The organism is Rhizobium sp. N324 (assembly GCF_001664485.1).
Classification (GTDB): domain Bacteria; phylum Pseudomonadota; class Alphaproteobacteria; order Rhizobiales; family Rhizobiaceae; genus Rhizobium.
Genome location: NZ_CP013630.1, coordinates 4,526,736 through 4,545,087 on the forward strand (window position 1 = coordinate 4,526,736; position 18,352 = coordinate 4,545,087).

The 18,352-nt window shown below is 62.2% G+C and carries 6 protein-coding genes and 1 pseudogene; 3 read left to right on the forward strand and 4 right to left on the reverse strand.

The window, feature by feature from the left end:
- Nucleotides 1-242: 242 nt before the first annotated feature.
- Together pyc and AMK05_RS21810 are read right to left on the reverse strand one after the other, a co-directional pair.
- Nucleotides 243-3,707, reverse strand: coding sequence for a pyruvate carboxylase (pyc, locus tag AMK05_RS21805; RefSeq protein ID WP_064841121.1), 3,465 nt, complete (start codon nucleotides 3,705-3,707; stop codon nucleotides 243-245).
- 216 nt (nucleotides 3,708-3,923) lie between these two features.
- Nucleotides 3,924-4,679 carry a LuxR family transcriptional regulator gene (locus AMK05_RS21810; protein ID WP_064841485.1) on the reverse strand — a complete coding sequence of 252 codons (756 nt, stop codon included), beginning with the start codon at nucleotides 4,677-4,679 and terminating at the stop codon, nucleotides 3,924-3,926.
- A gap of 325 nt (nucleotides 4,680-5,004) precedes the next feature.
- On the opposite strand from AMK05_RS21810, the gene AMK05_RS21815 reads away from it, so the two are divergent.
- From AMK05_RS21815 to AMK05_RS21825, 3 genes and pseudogenes are all read left to right on the forward strand, one after another.
- Nucleotides 5,005-6,768, forward strand: coding sequence for a glucan ABC transporter ATP-binding protein/ permease (locus tag AMK05_RS21815; protein ID WP_064841486.1), 1,764 nt, complete (start codon nucleotides 5,005-5,007; stop codon nucleotides 6,766-6,768).
- A 307-nt stretch (nucleotides 6,769-7,075) separates the two neighbouring features.
- A pseudogene (locus AMK05_RS21820) lies at nucleotides 7,076-7,640 on the forward strand (glucose-6-phosphate isomerase family protein).
- A 214-nt stretch (nucleotides 7,641-7,854) separates the two neighbouring features.
- On the forward strand, nucleotides 7,855-8,208 hold the full coding sequence (locus AMK05_RS21825) for a VOC family protein (RefSeq protein WP_064841122.1): 354 nt from the start codon (nucleotides 7,855-7,857) through the stop codon (nucleotides 8,206-8,208).
- A 51-nt stretch (nucleotides 8,209-8,259) separates the two neighbouring features.
- On the opposite strand, the gene AMK05_RS21830 is transcribed toward AMK05_RS21825, so the two are convergent.
- A complete protein-coding gene (locus AMK05_RS21830; RefSeq protein ID WP_064841124.1) occupies nucleotides 8,260-9,498 on the reverse strand; it encodes an OpgC family protein in 1,239 nt (412 codons plus the stop codon).
- Nucleotides 9,499-9,598: 100 nt separating this feature from the next.
- Nucleotides 9,599-18,121 (reverse strand): GH36-type glycosyl hydrolase domain-containing protein, encoded by an 8,523-nt coding sequence (locus tag AMK05_RS21835; RefSeq protein ID WP_064841126.1) that lies wholly within the window; start codon nucleotides 18,119-18,121, stop codon nucleotides 9,599-9,601.
- Nucleotides 18,122-18,352: the final 231 nt, after the last annotated feature.

Here is an 18,352-nt window from a genome sequence, read left to right on the forward strand (position 1 = left end):
TTGCTGGAACGCTACGGCCGATAGGACGCGCTACGAACGCTCCTCGCTTTGAATGGCGTATAATCCTTTGGGGTTATGCGCCCGCCATTTCTAGGAAAGAAGCCCCATGCCCGGCAAGCCGGGCGCTGCAGGAAACGGTCAAAAGTCCCGCATTCCCGTCGGCCGAACGCACACAATCGGGTGATTGATGGCGAATGATGCGCTGCCGGAGCGACGTCGAGCGCTCCGGCAGGCCGAATTACTTAGCCGCCGTAGACGACGAGCAGGTCCTTGGCGTCGATCTGGTCGCCGGCCTTGACCAGCACCTCGGCGATCGTGCCGTCCTTTTCCGCATGCAGCGCCGTTTCCATCTTCATCGCCTCGATCGAGACGAGCACGTCGCCGGCGCTGACGGCCTGGCCTGAGGCGACGAAGATGCGCGAGATGACGCCCGGCATCGGCGCACCGACATGGACGGCATTGCCGGGTTCAGCCTTGCGGCGCACGGCTGCCCCCGTCGCCCCATGGGCGCGGTCCGGCACCTTGATGCGGCGCGGCTGGCCGTTGAGCTCGAAGAAGATGGTGACCATGCCCTGGCTGTCGGTGGCGCTCATCGCCTGGTTGACGATAACGAGCGTCTTGCCGCGTTCGATATCGGCAAACAGCTCCTCTCCATCGCCGAGGCCGTAGAAATAAGCGGGCGTCGGCAGCACCGAGACCGGGCCATAGGTATCGGAAGCGAGCGCGAAATCGGTGAAGACCTTCGGATACATCAGGTAGGAAGCGAATTCGAAGTCGCTGACCTCGCGCTCCAGCTTGGTCTCGATCACCTTACGCTCGGCATCGAGATCGGCCTCCTTCAGCAGCGAGCCAGGTCGCACCGTATAAGGCTTGTCGCCCTTCAGCGCCTTCTTCTGCAGCGCCTCCGGCCATCCCGACGGCGGCTGGCCGAGATCGCCCTTCAGCATCGACACCACCGATTCCGGGAAGGAGACCTCGCGTTCGGGGCTGACGACGTCGGCAACCGTCAGGTCCTGGGACACCATCATCAGCGCCATGTCGCCGACCACCTTCGAGGACGGCGTCACCTTGACGATATCGCCGAACATCTGGTTGGCGTCGGCATAGGCCTGCGCCACCCGATGCCAGCGGGTCTCCAGACCGAGCGAGCGGGCCTGCTCCTTGAGGTTGGTAAACTGGCCGCCCGGCATCTCATGCAGATAGACTTCCGAGGCCGGACCCTTCAGATCGCTTTCGAAGGCGGCATACTGGTTGCGCACCGCTTCCCAATAGAAGGAGATGCGGCGGATCCATTCCGGATCGAGGCCCGGATCGCGTTCCGAGCCGCGCAGCGCCTCGACGATCGAGCCGAGACAGGGCTGCGAGGTATTGCCGGAGAGCGCATCCATCGCCGCATCGACGGCATCGACGCCGGCTTCAACCGCGGCAAGCACGGTTGCCGCCGCAATGCCCGACGTATCATGCGTATGGAAATGGATCGGCAGGCCGGTCGCTTCGCGCAGTGCCTTAAACAGCACCTTCGCCGCCGCCGGCTTGAGCAGGCCGGCCATATCCTTGAGCGCGATGATATGAGCGCCGGCCTTTTCCAGCTCGACGGCAAGGTCGGTATAATATTTCAGATCGTATTTCGGGCGGGCCGAATTGAGAATATCGCCGGTATAGCAGATCGCCGCCTCGCAGAGCTTGTTCTCCTCGGCGATGGCATCCATCGATACCCGCATGTTCTCGACCCAGTTCAGGCAGTCGAAGACGCGGAAGAGATCGATGCCGCCGCGGGCCGCCTGGCGGACGAAATATTTGACGACATTGTCGGGATAGTTGGTGTAGCCGACGCCGTTGGCGCCGCGCAGCAACATCTGCAGCAACAGGTTCGGCGCGCCCTCGCGGATCAGCGCCAGCCGCTCCCACGGATCTTCGGTCAGGAAGCGCATCGAGACGTCGAAGGTGGCACCGCCCCAGCATTCGAGCGACAGCAGGTTCGGCAGGGCATGCGCATAGGTGCCGGCGATGCGGGCGATGTCATAGGTGCGCATGCGGGTGGCGAGCAGCGACTGGTGGCCGTCGCGCATCGTCGTATCGGTCAGGAGCACACGCTTCTCATTGCGCATCCATTCACCGAACTTCTTCGGGCCGAGCGTGTCGAGCAGCTGCTTGGTGCCGTCCTTCACGTCATTGCCGTTGGCATAGGGAACGACCGGCTGGGCAGCATTTTCCAGCGGCCGCGGCCGGTCCTTGGCTTCGGGATGGCCATTGACGGTGACGTCGGCGAGATAGGTGAGCAGCTTCGTCGCGCGGTCCTGGCGCTTGACCTGCTGGAAGAGTTCCGGCGTCGTGTCGATGAAGCGTGTGGTGTAGCTGTTGTCGCGGAACTTCGGATGACCGATGATCGCTTCGAGAAAGGTCAGGTTGGTGGCCACGCCGCGAATACGGAACTCGCGCAGCGCCCGGTCCATGCGGCTGATGGCCTCGGACGGGTTCGGCGCCCAGGCCGTGACCTTGACGAGCAGCGGATCGTAATAGCGGGTGATGATGGCGCCGGAATAGGAGGTGCCGCCGTCGAGACGGATGCCGAAGCCCGAGGCCGAACGATAGGCGGTGATGCGGCCGTAATCCGGAATGAAGTTGTGCTCGGGATCTTCGGTGGTGATACGGCACTGCAGCGCATGGCCGTTGAGACGGATATCGGCCTGCGCAGGAACGCCCGATTCCGGCGTGCCGATCGCGGCGCCGTCGAGGATGTGGATCTGCGCCTTGACGATATCGATGCCGGTGACGACTTCGGTCACCGTATGTTCGACCTGGATGCGCGGATTGACCTCGATGAAGTAGAATTTGCCGGTATCGGCATCCATCAGATATTCGACGGTGCCGGCGCCGATATAGTTGGTTGCCGCGGCGATTTTCAGCGAATAGGCGGCGAGCTCCTGGCGCTGCGCCTCGGAGAGATAGGGCGCCGGCGCGCGCTCGACGACCTTCTGGTTGCGGCGCTGGATGGAGCAGTCACGCTCGAACAGATGCACGACATTGCCGTGCGTATCGCCGAGCACCTGGCTTTCGACATGGCGGGCGCGCTCGACGAGCTTTTCCAGGTAGACCTCGTCCTTGCCGAAGGCCGCCATCGCCTCGCGCTTGGCCTCGGTCACCTCGCGGGCGAGGTCCTTCGGATCGCGGATCGCGCGCATGCCGCGCCCGCCGCCGCCCCAGGACGCCTTCAGCATCACAGGATAGCCGATCTCTTTCGCCATCTTCGCCACTTCGGCCATATCGTCCGGCAGCGGCTCGGTGGCCGGCACGACAGGAACGCCGACTGAGATCGCCAGGTTGCGCGCCGCCACCTTGTTGCCGAGCTGGCGCATCGTATCGGCCTTCGGGCCGATGAAGATGATGCCGGCCTTGTCGCAGGCATCGACGAATTCAGGGCTCTCCGACAAGAGGCCGTAGCCCGGATGGATCGCATCGGCACCCGAAAGCTTGGCGACGCGGATCACCTCGTCGATCGACAGATAGCTTTCGATCGGCCCGAGATCGCGGGCAAGATGCGGGCCGCGGCCGACCTGATAGCTTTCGTCCGCTTTGAAGCGGTGCAGCGCCAGCTTGTCTTCTTCAGCCCAGATCGCCACGGTTTTTATTCCAAGCTCGTTGGCCGCGCGGAACACGCGAATGGCAATTTCGGAGCGGTTGGCAACGAGAATCTTGGAAATGGGCAAAACGGTCTCCTCAGACGTTCAGACGCGGGCATGCTGCACCCGCGAAGGAAATTCTTAACTTCTTGTCACAGGAAGTTCAATTTCTCTTGCGACTGCGAAGCGCAATTTCTCGCCATTCCGGAGACAGATGGCGTCAGGCGAGATCGGCCTGGATCCGAATCCTTATCGAAATCAGAGAGCTAGCAAGAAAGCCGCTGACACTTTCGGCGTCATGCTTTAGCTTATCAGGCGGTGACGGAAGGCAAGCGCCACCGCCTGCTGCCGGTTTTTCGCCTTCAGCTTGTTCTGCAAGCCGTTCATATACCAGTCAACGGTGTGGTTTGAGATCTTCAGCATCTTGCTGATTTCCATCGAGGTCATGCCTTCGGCGAGATAATGCAGGATCTCCATTTCGCGTCGCGTCAGCGGCGTGTCGGCCGGCAGCACGGTTTCCAGCGCCTGCGCCTCGTCTTTCAGCTCGAGCAATCGCCAGAAGCTCTTGCGCGCCACCGCCTCAAACAGGGCGATCTCCACTGGCGACAGATCGACAGGTTTGCCGGCGAGACTGAGACTGCCGAGAATGCCGTTCCGTCCGTGAACGGGAAAGATGTAACCGTCTTCCAGTCCGTGGCCGAAGGCATCGACCATCATCTGCTCCATGCGGCGCTGCTGCGCATCCTTGCCGAAGGCTGCCAAACTCTCCCGCCAGCGGAAAGGCCGCTGCGCATGGGCGAGATAGCGCACCATCGGATCGATCAGGACATATTTTTTCGCGGTATAGATCTGCGGCCATTGTTCCGGCCAGCGGCCGGCAAGTGCGGCAGCCCGGGGTTCCGGATCCTGCTGCACCGGATTTTGCGGCACATGGCGCTGCAGGCCGTAATATTCGAAACCGCAATTGCCGATCACCTGCTCGAGCTCGGTGACCACGGCCCGAGGGTTCGGAGATTCTTCCAGAATTATAAGCAATTGAATCAATAAATTAATATTCACAAAATGCCCCTTGCCCGGACGTGACACCCGCATCAAGGCCGTCAGCGGCTTTTCAAATGGGTCGCGAAACGGTCTTCTTCCAAAAAATGCAGTCTCTAATTTAATGCTGCGCTAAACATTAATTAAAATGCAAGCGCAAATTGTTGCGGGGGTATAGCCGAGTAACAATTTCAGCGCCATAGCCAATCTCGTCGCATCCTCAGATAGTGCGATCGGGCTAATCGTCGCCTGGATTGAACCCCTGAAGATGCCGTTAATCGCCGGTTCAGGTAGCCTTTTGTAGCATGGCATCATCCCGTTTTCGCAGATGCACAAGAGGTTCGACGTGACGCTATTCAAGGTCTATGCAAGAGCTCTGCGCTATCTTGGCGCCTACAAGCTGCGCGTATCCCTGGTCGTGGTGGCAAATATTGTTCTGGCGACGATTACCATCGCCGAGCCGATCCTGTTCGGTCGCATTATCGATGCGATTTCCGGCAAGGGTGAGGTCAAGCCCATCCTTTTCATGTGGGCGGCTTTCGCCGTTTTCAACACGATTGCCTTCGTCCTGGTCGCTCGCGAGGCCGACCGGCTGGCCCATGGCCGGCGGGCGACGCTGCTGACGGAAGCCTTCGGTCGGATCATTTCCATGCCGCTCGGCTGGCACCATCAGCGCGGCACCTCCAACGCCCTGCATACATTGCTGCGCGCCTGCGAGACGCTGTTCGGCCTCTGGCTGGAATTCATGCGCAACCATCTGTCGACGGTCATCGCGCTTGCGCTTCTGATCCCGACCGCAATGGCGATGGACCTGCGCCTTTCCGCCGTGCTCATGGCGCTCGCCGTCGCCTACTGGCTGATCGGCCGCGTCGTCATGAGCCGCACCAAAGACGGCCAGGCTTCGGTCGAAAACCATTACCACACCGTCTTTTCGCATGTCAGCGACTCGATCAGCAACGTTTCTGTCCTGCACAGCTACAACCGCATCGAGGCTGAAACCAAGGCGCTGAAATCCTTTGCCGACCGCCTGCTCGAAGCACAGTATCCGGTGCTCGACTGGTGGGCGATCGCCAGCGCGCTGAACCGCATGGCGTCGACCATCGCGATGATGGTGGTCCTGATCATCGGCACCATTCTCGTCCAGGCCGGCCAGCTGCGCGTCGGCGACGTCATCGCCTTCATCGGCTTTGCCAACCTGCTGATCGGCCGTCTCGACCTGATGCGCCAGTTCGCGACGCAGATTTTCGAGGCCCGCTCCAAGCTCGAGGAATTCTATGCGCTCGAAGACTCGGTGCAGGAACGTGAAGAGCCGGCCGGCAACGGCGAGATCAAGGACGTCAAGGGTGCGATCGAATTCCGTGACGTCTCCTTCGGCTTCGGCAACAGCTCGCAGGGCCTGCACAATGTCTCCTTCTCGGTGAAGGCAGGCCAGACGGTTGCGATCGTCGGCCCGACCGGCGCCGGCAAGACGACGCTGGTTAACCTGCTGCAGCGCGTCTACGACGCCCAGGGCGGCCAGATCCTCGTCGACGGCACCGATATCACCAAGGTGACCCGCAAGTCGCTGCGTCGCCACATCGCCACCGTCTTCCAGGATGCCGGCCTGCTGAACCGCTCGATCAGCGACAATATCCGCCTCGGCCGCGAAGGTGCGAGCGAGGAGGACATGCGCCGTGCCGCCGAGGCTGCTGCCGCCGCCGACTTCATCGAGACCCGTGAGGATCGCTACGATACGCATGTCGGCGAACGCGGCAACAAACTCTCCGGCGGCGAGCGCCAGCGTATCGCGATTGCCCGCGCCATCCTGAAGGACGCGCCGATCCTGGTGCTCGACGAGGCGACCTCGGCGCTCGACGTCGAGACCGAAAACCGCGTCAAGTCCGCGATCGACAATCTGCGTGAGAATCGCACCACCTTCATCATCGCCCACCGCCTGTCGACGGTCCGCGAAGCCGATGTGGTGCTCTTCCTGGATGACGGCCGCGTCGTCGAACAGGGCAGCTTCGATGAACTCAGCCACAGCAACGGCCGCTTCGCCGCCCTGCTGCGCGCCAGCGGCATCCTGACCGACGAAGAGGTCCGCAAGGCCCACACGACCGAAGCCGCCTGATCGGTTCGGGTTCCATGACAAAGGCCGGAAGGGTAGTTCCCTTCCGGCCTTTTTATTTGGCTGGGTAAGGCCAGTCCAATTCCTACGACACACAGTAGTCATAAGCGGTGTTTGAACCCCCTTCCGGATCAGCGTTTGATTGTCGATGATGAGCCCTGAACGGTTAGCGTCCCTAATAGCCGCTTCGAGCGGCTCACACACGAAAGCCCCGGCTTTGCCGGGGGATGGTTAGTCCTAAGGAATGAATGTCGGATGCAGTCGCGGATGACTGGCGCGATGTCGCCAACACAGTTGAAAGGATCGAGCCATGTTGTTGCCTGAAGGCGTGCTCATCAACGGCTTAACCGGCGGAGTCTCGCCCGGGACCGGGAGATACACGAAACGTCTTAGCGAGCTGCGTGAGATATTCCAGGACCAGACCGAGCTTGACAGGCTGGTGGAGGTCGAGTGCGATCCCGTTGTCTACGAAGTCATCGAATATAGGAAGCAGGGCAGCGACCTCTTTTTCGGCACCACGACGATGGAACCCGGCAAGGTCAGTGGTGAGTTCTTTATGACCCGCGGCCATTTTCACCAGCGCCGCGATATGGGGGAGGTCTATTACACAGAGTGGCCACGGGGTCCTTTTGCTCGAGTCCCGCGAAGGCGAAACAAAAGTGGTCCGGATGGACCCGGGCGTTTGCGCCTTCATTCCACCGGACTGGGCCCACCGATCAATCAATGTCGGCACTGAAAAGCTCGTGTTCGTTTGGGTGTGCAATGTCGACGCGGGACATGACTACGGCGATATTCTCAAACATGGGATGCGTAAAATCGTCGTCGACAGGGACGGCAAGGACGCCATCATGAACAATCCCCGCTACGCGTTGTGAGATGCTTAGACGTCTTTTGTCGGTGTTGAGAAATGTCTGAGGTTGAGATACCCGTGAACGGCCTTGCACTGAGTGATGAGGCCAAACGAGGTAAGCGTCCGGTCAGGCCGTTTGATGGTGGTTTCCTACATCGCCATTTCAAGCCAAACCCCGATTGACCACCCTGCCGATCCTCCTACCTTCCGCCTTGTCATCAAGCATCGGGAGCAAACCCATGAAGGTCCTGCGCATCGTCGCCAATATCCAGGCGCCTGACATCACACCGGCTCGGCGCTTCTATCAGGATATCCTCGGTCTCGACGTCATCATGGATCATGGCTGGATCACGACCTTCGGCGCCGCAAGGCCGATGAACATTCAGCTCAGCATCGCCAGCGAGGGCGGTTCCGGAACGCCGGTGCCCGATCTTTCGATCGAGGTGGATGATCTCGATGCCGCCTTCGAGGCAATGTCGGCTGCCGGCTTTCCGATCGAGTATGGGCCGGCCGACGAGCCCTGGGGCGTCAGGCGCTTTTATGTGCGCGATCCGCTCGGCAAACTGGTGAACATTCTCGTCCATAAAGATTGAGCCGGCGGCCATTGGCCACCGGCTCCTTCATCTCACTGGCGTATCCGATGCCTATTTCCGATCGGGCCGGCGATAGGCGTTGGCGGTTCCGCCGATGCGGACGGGAACCGGGATGCTGGCGGGCTCGCTGACGAGTTTGGCCTTGACCTTGCCCTGCTGGCGCTTGCGTTCGAGATAATAGGCATAGGCGAATTGCGTTGCGACGCCGGCGATGACGAAGAGCGGCCCGACCAGCGGGTCCTTATTGGTGACAAAGAGCACCACCTGGCCGATCATGGCGAGGATCGTGCCGGCGACGAAGATATTCAGCGAATGGCGGCCGAGGATGGTCAGCGGATGGTCCGCCGGACGGCGCAGGATGCGTGAGAGCGCCGGGATGCTGATGACCAGATAGGTCAGCGCCAGCACATGCAGCAGCCGCGGCAGCGACAGGAAGGTCTTGTCGAAACCGGTGAGGACGGGGGGAAGGCCAAGCGCTGCCAGCGAATTGCCGAAGACCCAGAGATGGCCGGTCACCCAGACGAAAGACAGCGCGACGTAGCCGGCAGCGGCCGCAAACAGCAGCGGATGCCGCGGGATCGTGCCGCCGCGCTTGATATGCAGCATCGAAACGATGCCGATCGTAAACAGGAACTGCCAGGAAAGCGGATTGAGGAACCAGTAACTCTCGATCAGCATATTGTGCGGCGCCACCTCATAAATGCCCGCCAGCAGCCAGACCGTGCCGGAGACGCCGAGCGCCAGCAACGGGCTGCGCGCATTCAAAAGCAGGATGATCGGCACCATCAGCATCAACGCGCCATACATCGGCAGGATATTGTTATAGCCGATCTGATGGCCGAGCAGCAGCAGCGCCGGGATACCCTCCTTGAGGTTCATCAGCACCGCCAGAATGTTGATTTCAACCAGCAGACCCGGCCGGTGAAACAGCCATGCGCCTGAGATGAACAGCGCCAGCGTCATGAAGGTGGTGATCATATGCGCGAGATAGAGCGTGAAGGCGCGTTTTGCCGCCTTGATCGCCATCTTCAGCCGGTTGCCCGGCCGGAAGCCGGAACCATAGGCGAGGCCGACGGCGATGCCCGAGATCAGCACGAAGGCCTCGGCGGCATCGGAGAACCCGAAATTCTTCGTCGTCACATATTCGAGGATCTGTCCGGGAACATGATTGATGAAGATCATGATCAGCGCCACGCCGCGCAAGACGTCGAGCCTGGTGTCACGCATCGGCGCAGCTGCGGATAGGGAACTGCGCCCGGTGACGACGGCTTCGGTCGGCGTGCTAGCCATGGTTGTCTCCTTGTTATCCGATTTGCAAACGCGACGACGGCCAAAAGGGTTCCCTTTTGGCCGTCGCGAATCGCCGTGTTTTTCAGCGTGGAGAACGCTGTTATCCGAGCGGATATCCCTGTTCGGGATCGGTGACTTCGCAGCCGTTGATGGACAGAGTGTAGCCGCTGGCATTGGACGCTTTTGAGACCGAAATGCGGTATTTGCCGCCGCCCTGTTCCACCTCTGCCGCAAATCCGTCCCATTCCGAAGGGAGCGACGGCCGCACGTAGAGCCGGTCGCCCTTCAGCCGGATGCCGAGGATGCCCTCGACGGCGGCGCGGTAAAGCCAGCCGGCGGAGCCGGTGTACCAGGTCCAGCCGCCGCGCGCCGTGTAGGGATCCTGGCCGTAGACGTCGGCCGCCACGACATAGGGTTCGACGCGGTATTGCTCCGCCGAAGCCTTGTCGAGCGCATGGGTGATGGGGTTGAGGATCTGGAAGCAGCGCAACGCGTCGTCGCCCCGCTTCAGTTCCGCCAGCGCCATCACCACCCAGGTTGCGGCATGGGTATATTGCCCGCCGTTTTCGCGCACACCCGGCGGATAGGCCTTGATATAGCCGGGATCCCTGGCGGAATTGACGAAAGGCGGCGTGAACAGCCGGATGATGCGTGCATCCTCGTCGACCAGTTGGTCGAGCACGGCATTCATCGCCGTGACGGCGCGGGCCGGATCACCCTCGCCCGACAGCACGCTCCATGACTGCGCAATCGAATCGATCCGGCATTCCGGGCTCTCCCGGGACCCAAGCAGCGCACCGTCGTCGAACGTGCCGCGGCGATAGTAGCCGCCATCCCAGGCCGCGGTTTCGAGCGCCTTCTTCAGTTCGGTCAGATGCGCCGACCAGCGCTCGGTGCGGGTCGTGTCGCCGCGCTCTTCGGCATAGGGGATGAAGGAGCGCAAGGCACCCGCCAGGAACCAGCCGAGCCAGACGCTGGTGCCGCGCCCGCCGATGCCGACGCGGTTCATGCCGTCGTTCCAGTCGCCGCCGAGGAACAGCGGCAGGCCGTTTGCCCCCTTGCGGGCGATGGCGAGATCGAGCGCCAGCGCGGCATGCTCGTAGACGCTCGCCTTGTCCTCGGAAATCTCCGGCCTGTAGAAGGAGTCGTGCTGGCCTTCGAGCAGAGCCGGCCCTTCCAGGAAGGCGATCTCCTCGTCGAGCACACTCTTATCGCCGGTGACGCTGCTATAATGATGGATCGCGTAAGCGAGCCACACGACGTCGTCCGAGATCAGCGTGCGCACGCCGGCACCCGTTCCGGGCAGCCACCAATGCTGCACATCGCCTTCGCGGAATTGGCGCGAGGCTGCATTGAGGATCTGCCGGCGGGCGAGCGACGGTTCGTGCAGCACGAAGGCCAGCGTGTCCTGCAGCTGATCGCGGAAGCCGAAGGCGCCGCTTGCCTGGTAGAAGGCGGTGCGGGCCATGATACGGCAGCCGAGGCTCTGATAGGGCAGCCAGGTGTTGACGAGATTGTTCATCCCGCGATCCGGCGTCGATATCTGCAGCCTGCCGGTAAAGTCCCGCCAGAAGGCCCGGTTCGCCTCGACGGCATCGTCGAACGAAACCTTGCGGATATCGGCGATGACGCTGCGCGCTTCCTCCTCTGTCGGCGTATCGCCAAGGAAGAAGGTGAAGTCGCGCTCCTCGCCGGCGCCAAGCTCGACGTCGATCGCGAGCGCTGCTGCCGGATCGCCGTCGAGGTCGGCGGTGCCGGAAAGCGAGGCGGCTGAAATGACGGCCTGCGGCGCCTGGATCGTTCCTGCCTTGCCGACGAATTCGCGCCGGCTTGCCGAGAAGCTCGAAAGCGCCTCGCTCGCCGCGAAGAAGGCGGTGCGGTTGGAATAATCGATGCTGTAGGGATTGGTGGCAAACAGCGCGCCTGCCTCCTCGTCATATCTAGACAGGATGAAGGGCGCGGTACGCGCCGCATTGCTGCCGAGGATCCACTCGACGTAACCGTAGAGACGCAGCCTGCGGCTGGTCGAACCGGTGTTGCGCAGGCGCAGGCGCTGCAGTTTCACCGGCCTTTCACGGTCGATCGTCTGCGTCAGTTCCAGCGCGATATCGTGCTGAACGCTGGAGAAAACGGAATAGCCGAGCCCGTGGCGGGCTTCGAAACGGACATCCGGCCGGCGCGAAAGCGCTGCGAACGGCGTCATGACCGCACCGCTGTCGAGATCGGCGAGATAGAACGCCTCACCCGAGCGGTTGATCACCGCATCGTTCGACCAGGAGGTCAGCTGATAGTCGCGCGAATTGGCGCTCCAGGTGAAGCCCGCGCCCTCGGCCGACACGTGGAAGCCGAACCTGTCATTGGAGATGACATTGATCCAGGGCTGCGGCGTCGCGTGACCTCCCGGCAGGCGAACGACATATTCGCGTCCGTCGCGGGCAAAACCGCCGATGCCGTTCCAGAAGTCGAGATCGCCTTCTTCCTCGATGACGACGGCGGGCACGACCGGCGGCGGCACCGGCGCGACACGCTTGACCGGGGCCTCCTTGTTGCGCTCGGCCCGTTCCATCTCCTGCAGTTCCTCCTTGGAGGGTGCAGTGAGCGCCACGGCGCGGTTGATCTGATCGACCACCTTGCCGTTCTTCGTATGCAGCGTCACACGGGAAGCCGCGATCAGCGCATGATAGGTGCTCTCCTCCATCAGGTCCTTGCGAACCGCGAAGATATGCTGGCGCAGCCCGTCGGCCTGGCCCATGCGGCGCACGTTTTCGCACATCGCGTCGAGCGCATGCTGCATGTCCTGCGCATAGGAAGAGGCGCGTTCGTTCATGATGACGAGATCGGCGGTGACGCCGCGCGAGCGCAGGTATTCCTGCGCCAGCAGCGCCTCGCGGGCGATGTCGAGATCCATGTCATCATTGATGCGCAGCGTGAAGATCGGGAAGTCGCCGGAGATCGCCAGCGGCCACAGCGCCGATTGTGACTGCAGGCCGGCCTCGACGGTCGCCTCGTCCTTGCGCAGCTGCATGTCGGGATAGACGAGGTAGCGGCCGAGATGCTGGAAGGCCGCCGCCTGCTGCGAGGTGACGCCGACATGGCGCATCTGCACCTGCGTGCGCGTCCATGCCTGGACCAGCTCGTGGGTGAAAGCGTCGGGATGACGGTAGCGATTGACCGCCTTGTCGACTTCGTCGCGACTCGGTGCCGCGATCGTCCAGAAGATCACGCTGACTTTCTTGCCGGCCGGCACGCGCACCGTGCGGCGCAGCGACATCACCGGATCGAGCATGAAGCCGTCGCTGCCGGAAAGCGTCGCGCCCGGATCGAAGGCCGCCGCATCGGCAAGGCCGCGGCCGCGGCCGAGGAACTTGCGGCGGTCGGTCTCGAATTCCGTGTGGCGGGTATCGCCGGCATTGTCGACGATCAGATGCGCAATGCTGATGTTCGGCTCGTTCGGATCGCGCTTGTTGCGTTCGGCGCGGATGACGTCGCCGCGCTTGCCGATCTCGGTCTTGACGAACATCCTGGCGAATGCCGGATGCGCATTGTCGGTATCGTCGGAGGTGATCACCGGTTCGAGATAGGAGGTGACTTCGATGAAGCGGTCTTCCCCACCCATGTTGAGCAGGGTGACGCGGCGGGCTTCGGCATCATGCTCGGTCGCGATGATGCATTCCACCTCGCTGGTGAGGTCGCCGACCGTCTTGGTGAACTGCGCCTTCTCGTCTGCGAATTCGACCTTGATCTTTTCGCCCTCGACACCCTTCGGCTCCGAGGTCGTCGACCACCATTCGTTCGTGGCGGTATCGCGCAGGAAGATGAAGCTGCCCCAGCGGTCTTCGGTCGGATCGGGTTTCCAGCGAGAAACGGAAAGGCCGTTCCAGCGGGAATAACCGGCGCCCGTCGCCGTCAGCATCATCGAATAATGGCCGTTCGACAGGAATACGAGTTCGCGGTCGCGCGAGGCCGGATCGCTGATCTTCCTGATCTCCGGCCGCAGCAGATCGTCCTGAATGCTGGCCGGTGTGTCGGATTCATGCTTGCCGCTCATCACCGGAATGTCGCGCGGTGCCTTTTCCTGCAGCAGAAGCTCCGCTGCCTCGATGACCGGATCGGAGTGGAAGAGTTCACGCAGATGGCCGTTGAAGGCGACATTGGCGACGGCTGCGATCGACATGCCGTGATGGTGGGCATAATAATTGTAGACCACGGCGCATTTCTTGCCTTCCGGCACGCGCGTCGGCGTGAAGTCGACGGCATCGTGGAAGCCGAACTTGCCGAGCGCGCCGACTTTGCGCAGCCGCTGCAGGTTTTCGAGCGCGCCCGGCGGGTCGTACTGGCTGGCGAGCAGCGAGGCGTAGGGCGCAATGACCGCATTGTGGCCGAGGCCGCGCTTCAGGCCGAGCGTCGGCACGCCGAAGTTCGTGTACTGATAGTTGAGGTTATGGTCGCGGGCATTGAAGGCCGCTTCCGAAATGCCCCACGGAATGCCGAGCTTGCGGGCATAATTCATCTGTTCGACGACGACCAGATTGTTGGTCTGGTTGAGAATGCCCCCGCCGCGCTCCTGCATGACGAGCGGCGGCATCAGATATTCGAACATCGAGCCCGACCAGGAGACCAGCGCGCCGCGCGAACCGACAGGCACGACCTGGCGGCCGAGGCGGTACCAGTGCTCCGTCGGCAGGTCGCCCTTGGCGATGCCGAACAGGCTGGTCAGGCGGCATTCCGAGGCGAGAAGGTCGTAGCAGGCCTGGTCGAGTTCACCGCTTTCAACGCGGTAGCCAATCGACAGCAGGCGCCGTTCCGGCCGGAACAGGAAGCCGAAATCCATCGAGAAAGCCAGATCGCGGGCCTTGTCGCGCAGCGCCACCAGGCGTGGCCTCAGCGCATCGACCTTGGACAGGTCGAAGGTGCTGTCTGATATATGCGCCTCGCAGACCTTCACCAGCGATGCCGCCCATTGGGTGACCTCTTCGCTCTGCTTCGATTTGACCTCATGGTCGAGATTGGCGGCGAGCTTCTCGATGTCGCGGGCGAGAACGGCAAGGTTGATGATGCGGATCGAGGCGAATTCATGCTCGCGCTTGACCGCGGCAAGCGCGTTCTGGAAGCCGACGATGCGCTCTTCCAGGCGCCGGCGCAGCGGCCGCACGGTCTTGCGGTCATCCGGCAGCTCCGCCAGCACTTCGCCGAGAATGCCGGCCGTGTCGCCGACGCCGTCGAGATTGCCCTGCATATGGGCGGACGGCGCCTCGGCCCAGTTGCGGCAGGCCGACGAAATGGCGATCAGATGGCCGGCGAGATTGCCGCTGTCGACAGCCGAGACATAACGCGGCCCAAGCGTCTGCAGCGTATCGGTGTGATACCAGTTGAACAGATGGCCGCGGAATTTCTCCATTCGGTCGATCGTCGCAATCGTCTGCTCCAGCCGCTCGAGCGTCTCCTCGAAGGAGAACCAGCCGAATTGCCGGCCGGAGACGACGGAGAGCAGATAGACGCCGATATTGGTCGGCGAGGTGCGCGCCGCGACGATCACATGCGGCGTTTCCTGGATATTGTCCGGCGGCAGATAGTTCTGCTCGACCGTGGTGAAGGTCTCGAAATAACGCCAGGTGCGCCGGGCGATCTTGCGCAGCTCGCTCGACACGGAATCCGCGACCTCGAGCCGGTCCTCGGTCTCGGCCGACTGGCTGACATACCAGGCGACGACAGGCGAGAGGATCCACAACAGCGCGAAGGGAATGCCGACGACGAAGGCGCTGCCGCCGGGCAGGGCGGCAAAGCCAAGCGCCAGCAGCGCCAGCACCGGCGCATGCCACATCGCCTTATAGTAGGAGATCAGCTTTCCCTGGCCGCCGGCCTGAACGCTGGCGGCGGTCCGCCACTGCAGCATCAGCTTGCGGCTGAAGAACAGGCGGTAGAGCGAACGGCCGATCGCATCGGCCATCATGGCGGCGGAATCGGCGATGAAGACGATCCGCAGTGCGACCTGCGCATTGGCGGCGGTGATATCGGCCCAGACCGTATAGAGATGGGCGCGGGCGATGATATCGCTGGTGCGCGGAATGATACCGTTGATCAGCGACAGCGTCGGCGCGACGAACAGGCAGAAGATCAGCAGAATCTGCCAGATCAGCGCGCCGAGCGGGCTCATGAAATACCAGCCGAGCACCGAGGCGAAGAACCAGGCAATCGGCGTCAGCGAGCGGCGCAGATTGTCGAACATCTTCCAGCGGCCGAGGGCCGTGACGCCGTATTTCGGATTGAACATATAGGGCAGCAGCTGCCAGTCGCCGCGCGCCCAGCGATGCTGGCGCGAGGTCTCGACCTCGTAGCGGATCGGGAAATCCTCCACCAGCTCGAGATCGGTGACGAGCGCGCAGCGCGCCATCGAGCCTTCGAGAAGATCGTGGCTGAGCACCGAGTTCTCATCGATCCGGCCCTTCAGCGAGGCTTCGAAGGCATCGACATGATAGAGACCCTTGCCGGTGAAGGTGCCTTCGCCGGCGAGATCCTGATAGACGTCGGAAACAGTGAAGACATAAGGGTCGAGGCCGCGGTTGATCGAAAAGACGCGCTGGAAGACCGACGCGTCCTTGCCCGTCGTCAGCGACGGGGTAACGCGCGGCTGCAGCACGCCGTAGCCGCTTTCGACACGGCCGGTTTTCGGGTTGATCACCGGGCGGTTGATCGGGTGATAGAGCTTGCCGACGAGCTTGGTGACGGCATCGCGCATCAGGCGCGTATCGGCATCGAGCGTCATGACATATTGCACATTGGCCGGCACGGTGTTGGCGCCCGGCAGATAGGTCGTGTCGCGGTCGCCGCGCAGCAGCATGTTCAGCTCGTGCAGCTTGCCGCGCTTGCGCTCCCAGCCCATCCACACGCCTTCCGAGGGATTGTAGAGGCGGCGGCGATGCAGCAGATAGAAACGCGTCTTGCCGTCATAGGCATAGCGGGCGGAAAGATTGGCGATCTCGCGCCTGGCATAGTCGAGAACCTCGAGATCGGCGGGCGTTTCCTCGACCTCGCTATCCGGCCAATCGCTGAGCAGCGCGAAATAGAGTTCGCCGCGCGGATTGGCGAGGTAGTGAACCTCGAGATTGCGCACGTGGTCGTCGACGCTGTCACGGTTCGAGATCAGGCAGGGCACGACGAGCAGGGTGCGCGCATCCTCCGGAATGCCTTCCTTGAACTCGTAGCCGACGAGGCGCGCCGGCGTCACGAAGAAGGACAGCACGGTATTGAACAGGCCCGTCGCCCCCTCCGATGCCGGCAGTGAGAACATGATCAGCAGCAGGGCGATTTCGATCGCCCCCATGCCGGCACTGGCCATGAACCGGCCGACGATCGCCATGGCGATGACCGTCAAAAGCATGACCGGCACGGCAATGGCCAGCCAGTTGAACTGGCGCACCGCGCGCACGAAATGCTGCGTGACCGTCGGGCGATAGTTCGCCCGCGCCTCGAGCTTCGGCCGCTGCGCGCCGGACAGGAAGCCGCCGACATTCGGTTCATGCGGCTGCGGTTCGTCGGAAGCCTTGGCGGCATCCGTCATGTCGAGCGCCAGCTGGGCGATTTCCATTTCCGTCAGCGGCGAGCGTTTGGCCAGCTTTTCGATCTGTTTGCGATATTTGTTGCGCGAGCCGGAATCGAGGATGCCGTAATCCGAATGCTCCCAGAGCAGCTTGTCGACATGGCTGACCTGCTCGACCCAGACCGACCATTCGGCATCGTCGATCTCGCGAAGGCTGCGGATGATGTTGCCCATCGTCACGTTGCCGGAGGAGAGGCGGCTATGTTCGGCCGTCGTCGCCTCTTCGGTGTTGCGGCCGAGTTCTTCCAGCCGCTCGTCGAGCCAGGTGATCGCCAGGCTCGACGTCTGCGAGCCGTCACGCATGCGATAGAGGAACTGCGTCGAGAAGGTATTGTCCTCGGCAAGCGGTTCCAGCGTCTTCAGATAACTGGCCGCCGCGGCCGGGTCGGTCAGGCGCACCAGTTCATCGGCCGCCTCGTTGGCGCGGCGGCGCAGGCGGCGGCTGGCTTCGACACGGCTGGAAATGCGACGAAGGTTTTCAACGAGCACATAACGCACAAGCGAAGGCAAGGCCCAGAGTTCGCCGATCCTCAGCGTCTCGCTGGCCTGAAAACCGTCGACCAGAGCCGTCAGGCTTTCCTGCGAGATCGTGCTGTGGGTGTGGGCGACATAAAGCCATGCCAGCACGAGGGTGCGCGGCACCTCGACGCCGCCGACCACCATAGTCGGCAATTCGCGATAGAAGCGGCGGGGGAAGTCGCGCCGCACCTCCTGGATCGCCTCTTCGACGATATAATGATTGTCCAGCAACCATTCCGCCGCCGGCGTGATCGTCTCGCCGGCTTCGACATCAGTCGCCGTGGTCCGGTAGACGCGCAGAATTTCCTTCTCGTTTTCCTTGTGGCGCGCGAAGAAATCGAAGGGGGCGAAAGCCGGCAGCCGGTCGACGCCGCCGCGGGCGACCGTCTCGCCGATCGCCTTGATGTCCTCGATGGCAAGATATGTCGAGCGGATCGAATCGTTGTGATCGATCTGCTTCGTCTCGGGTTCGCGCGGAAGGCTCGGAGAAAGATTAGAAATAGACATGGGTTCGGTTCTGGATCCAAACGAAGTTATGGCTGTTTTGCTCAGCCTTTTGCACTGCTTATCATGACTGCTACATGAACGGAGCCCGTTTCTTCGAAGATCGATGAAGCCGGGATAAATGACGCTTGGGCCAAGCGATGCGAACGGGCTAAGCCCCGATCCAGGGCGCGGCCCGACGGGTGATCAAGATCATCGATACCCTCTCCGCGAAAGCCATGTCGAAAATTGGAC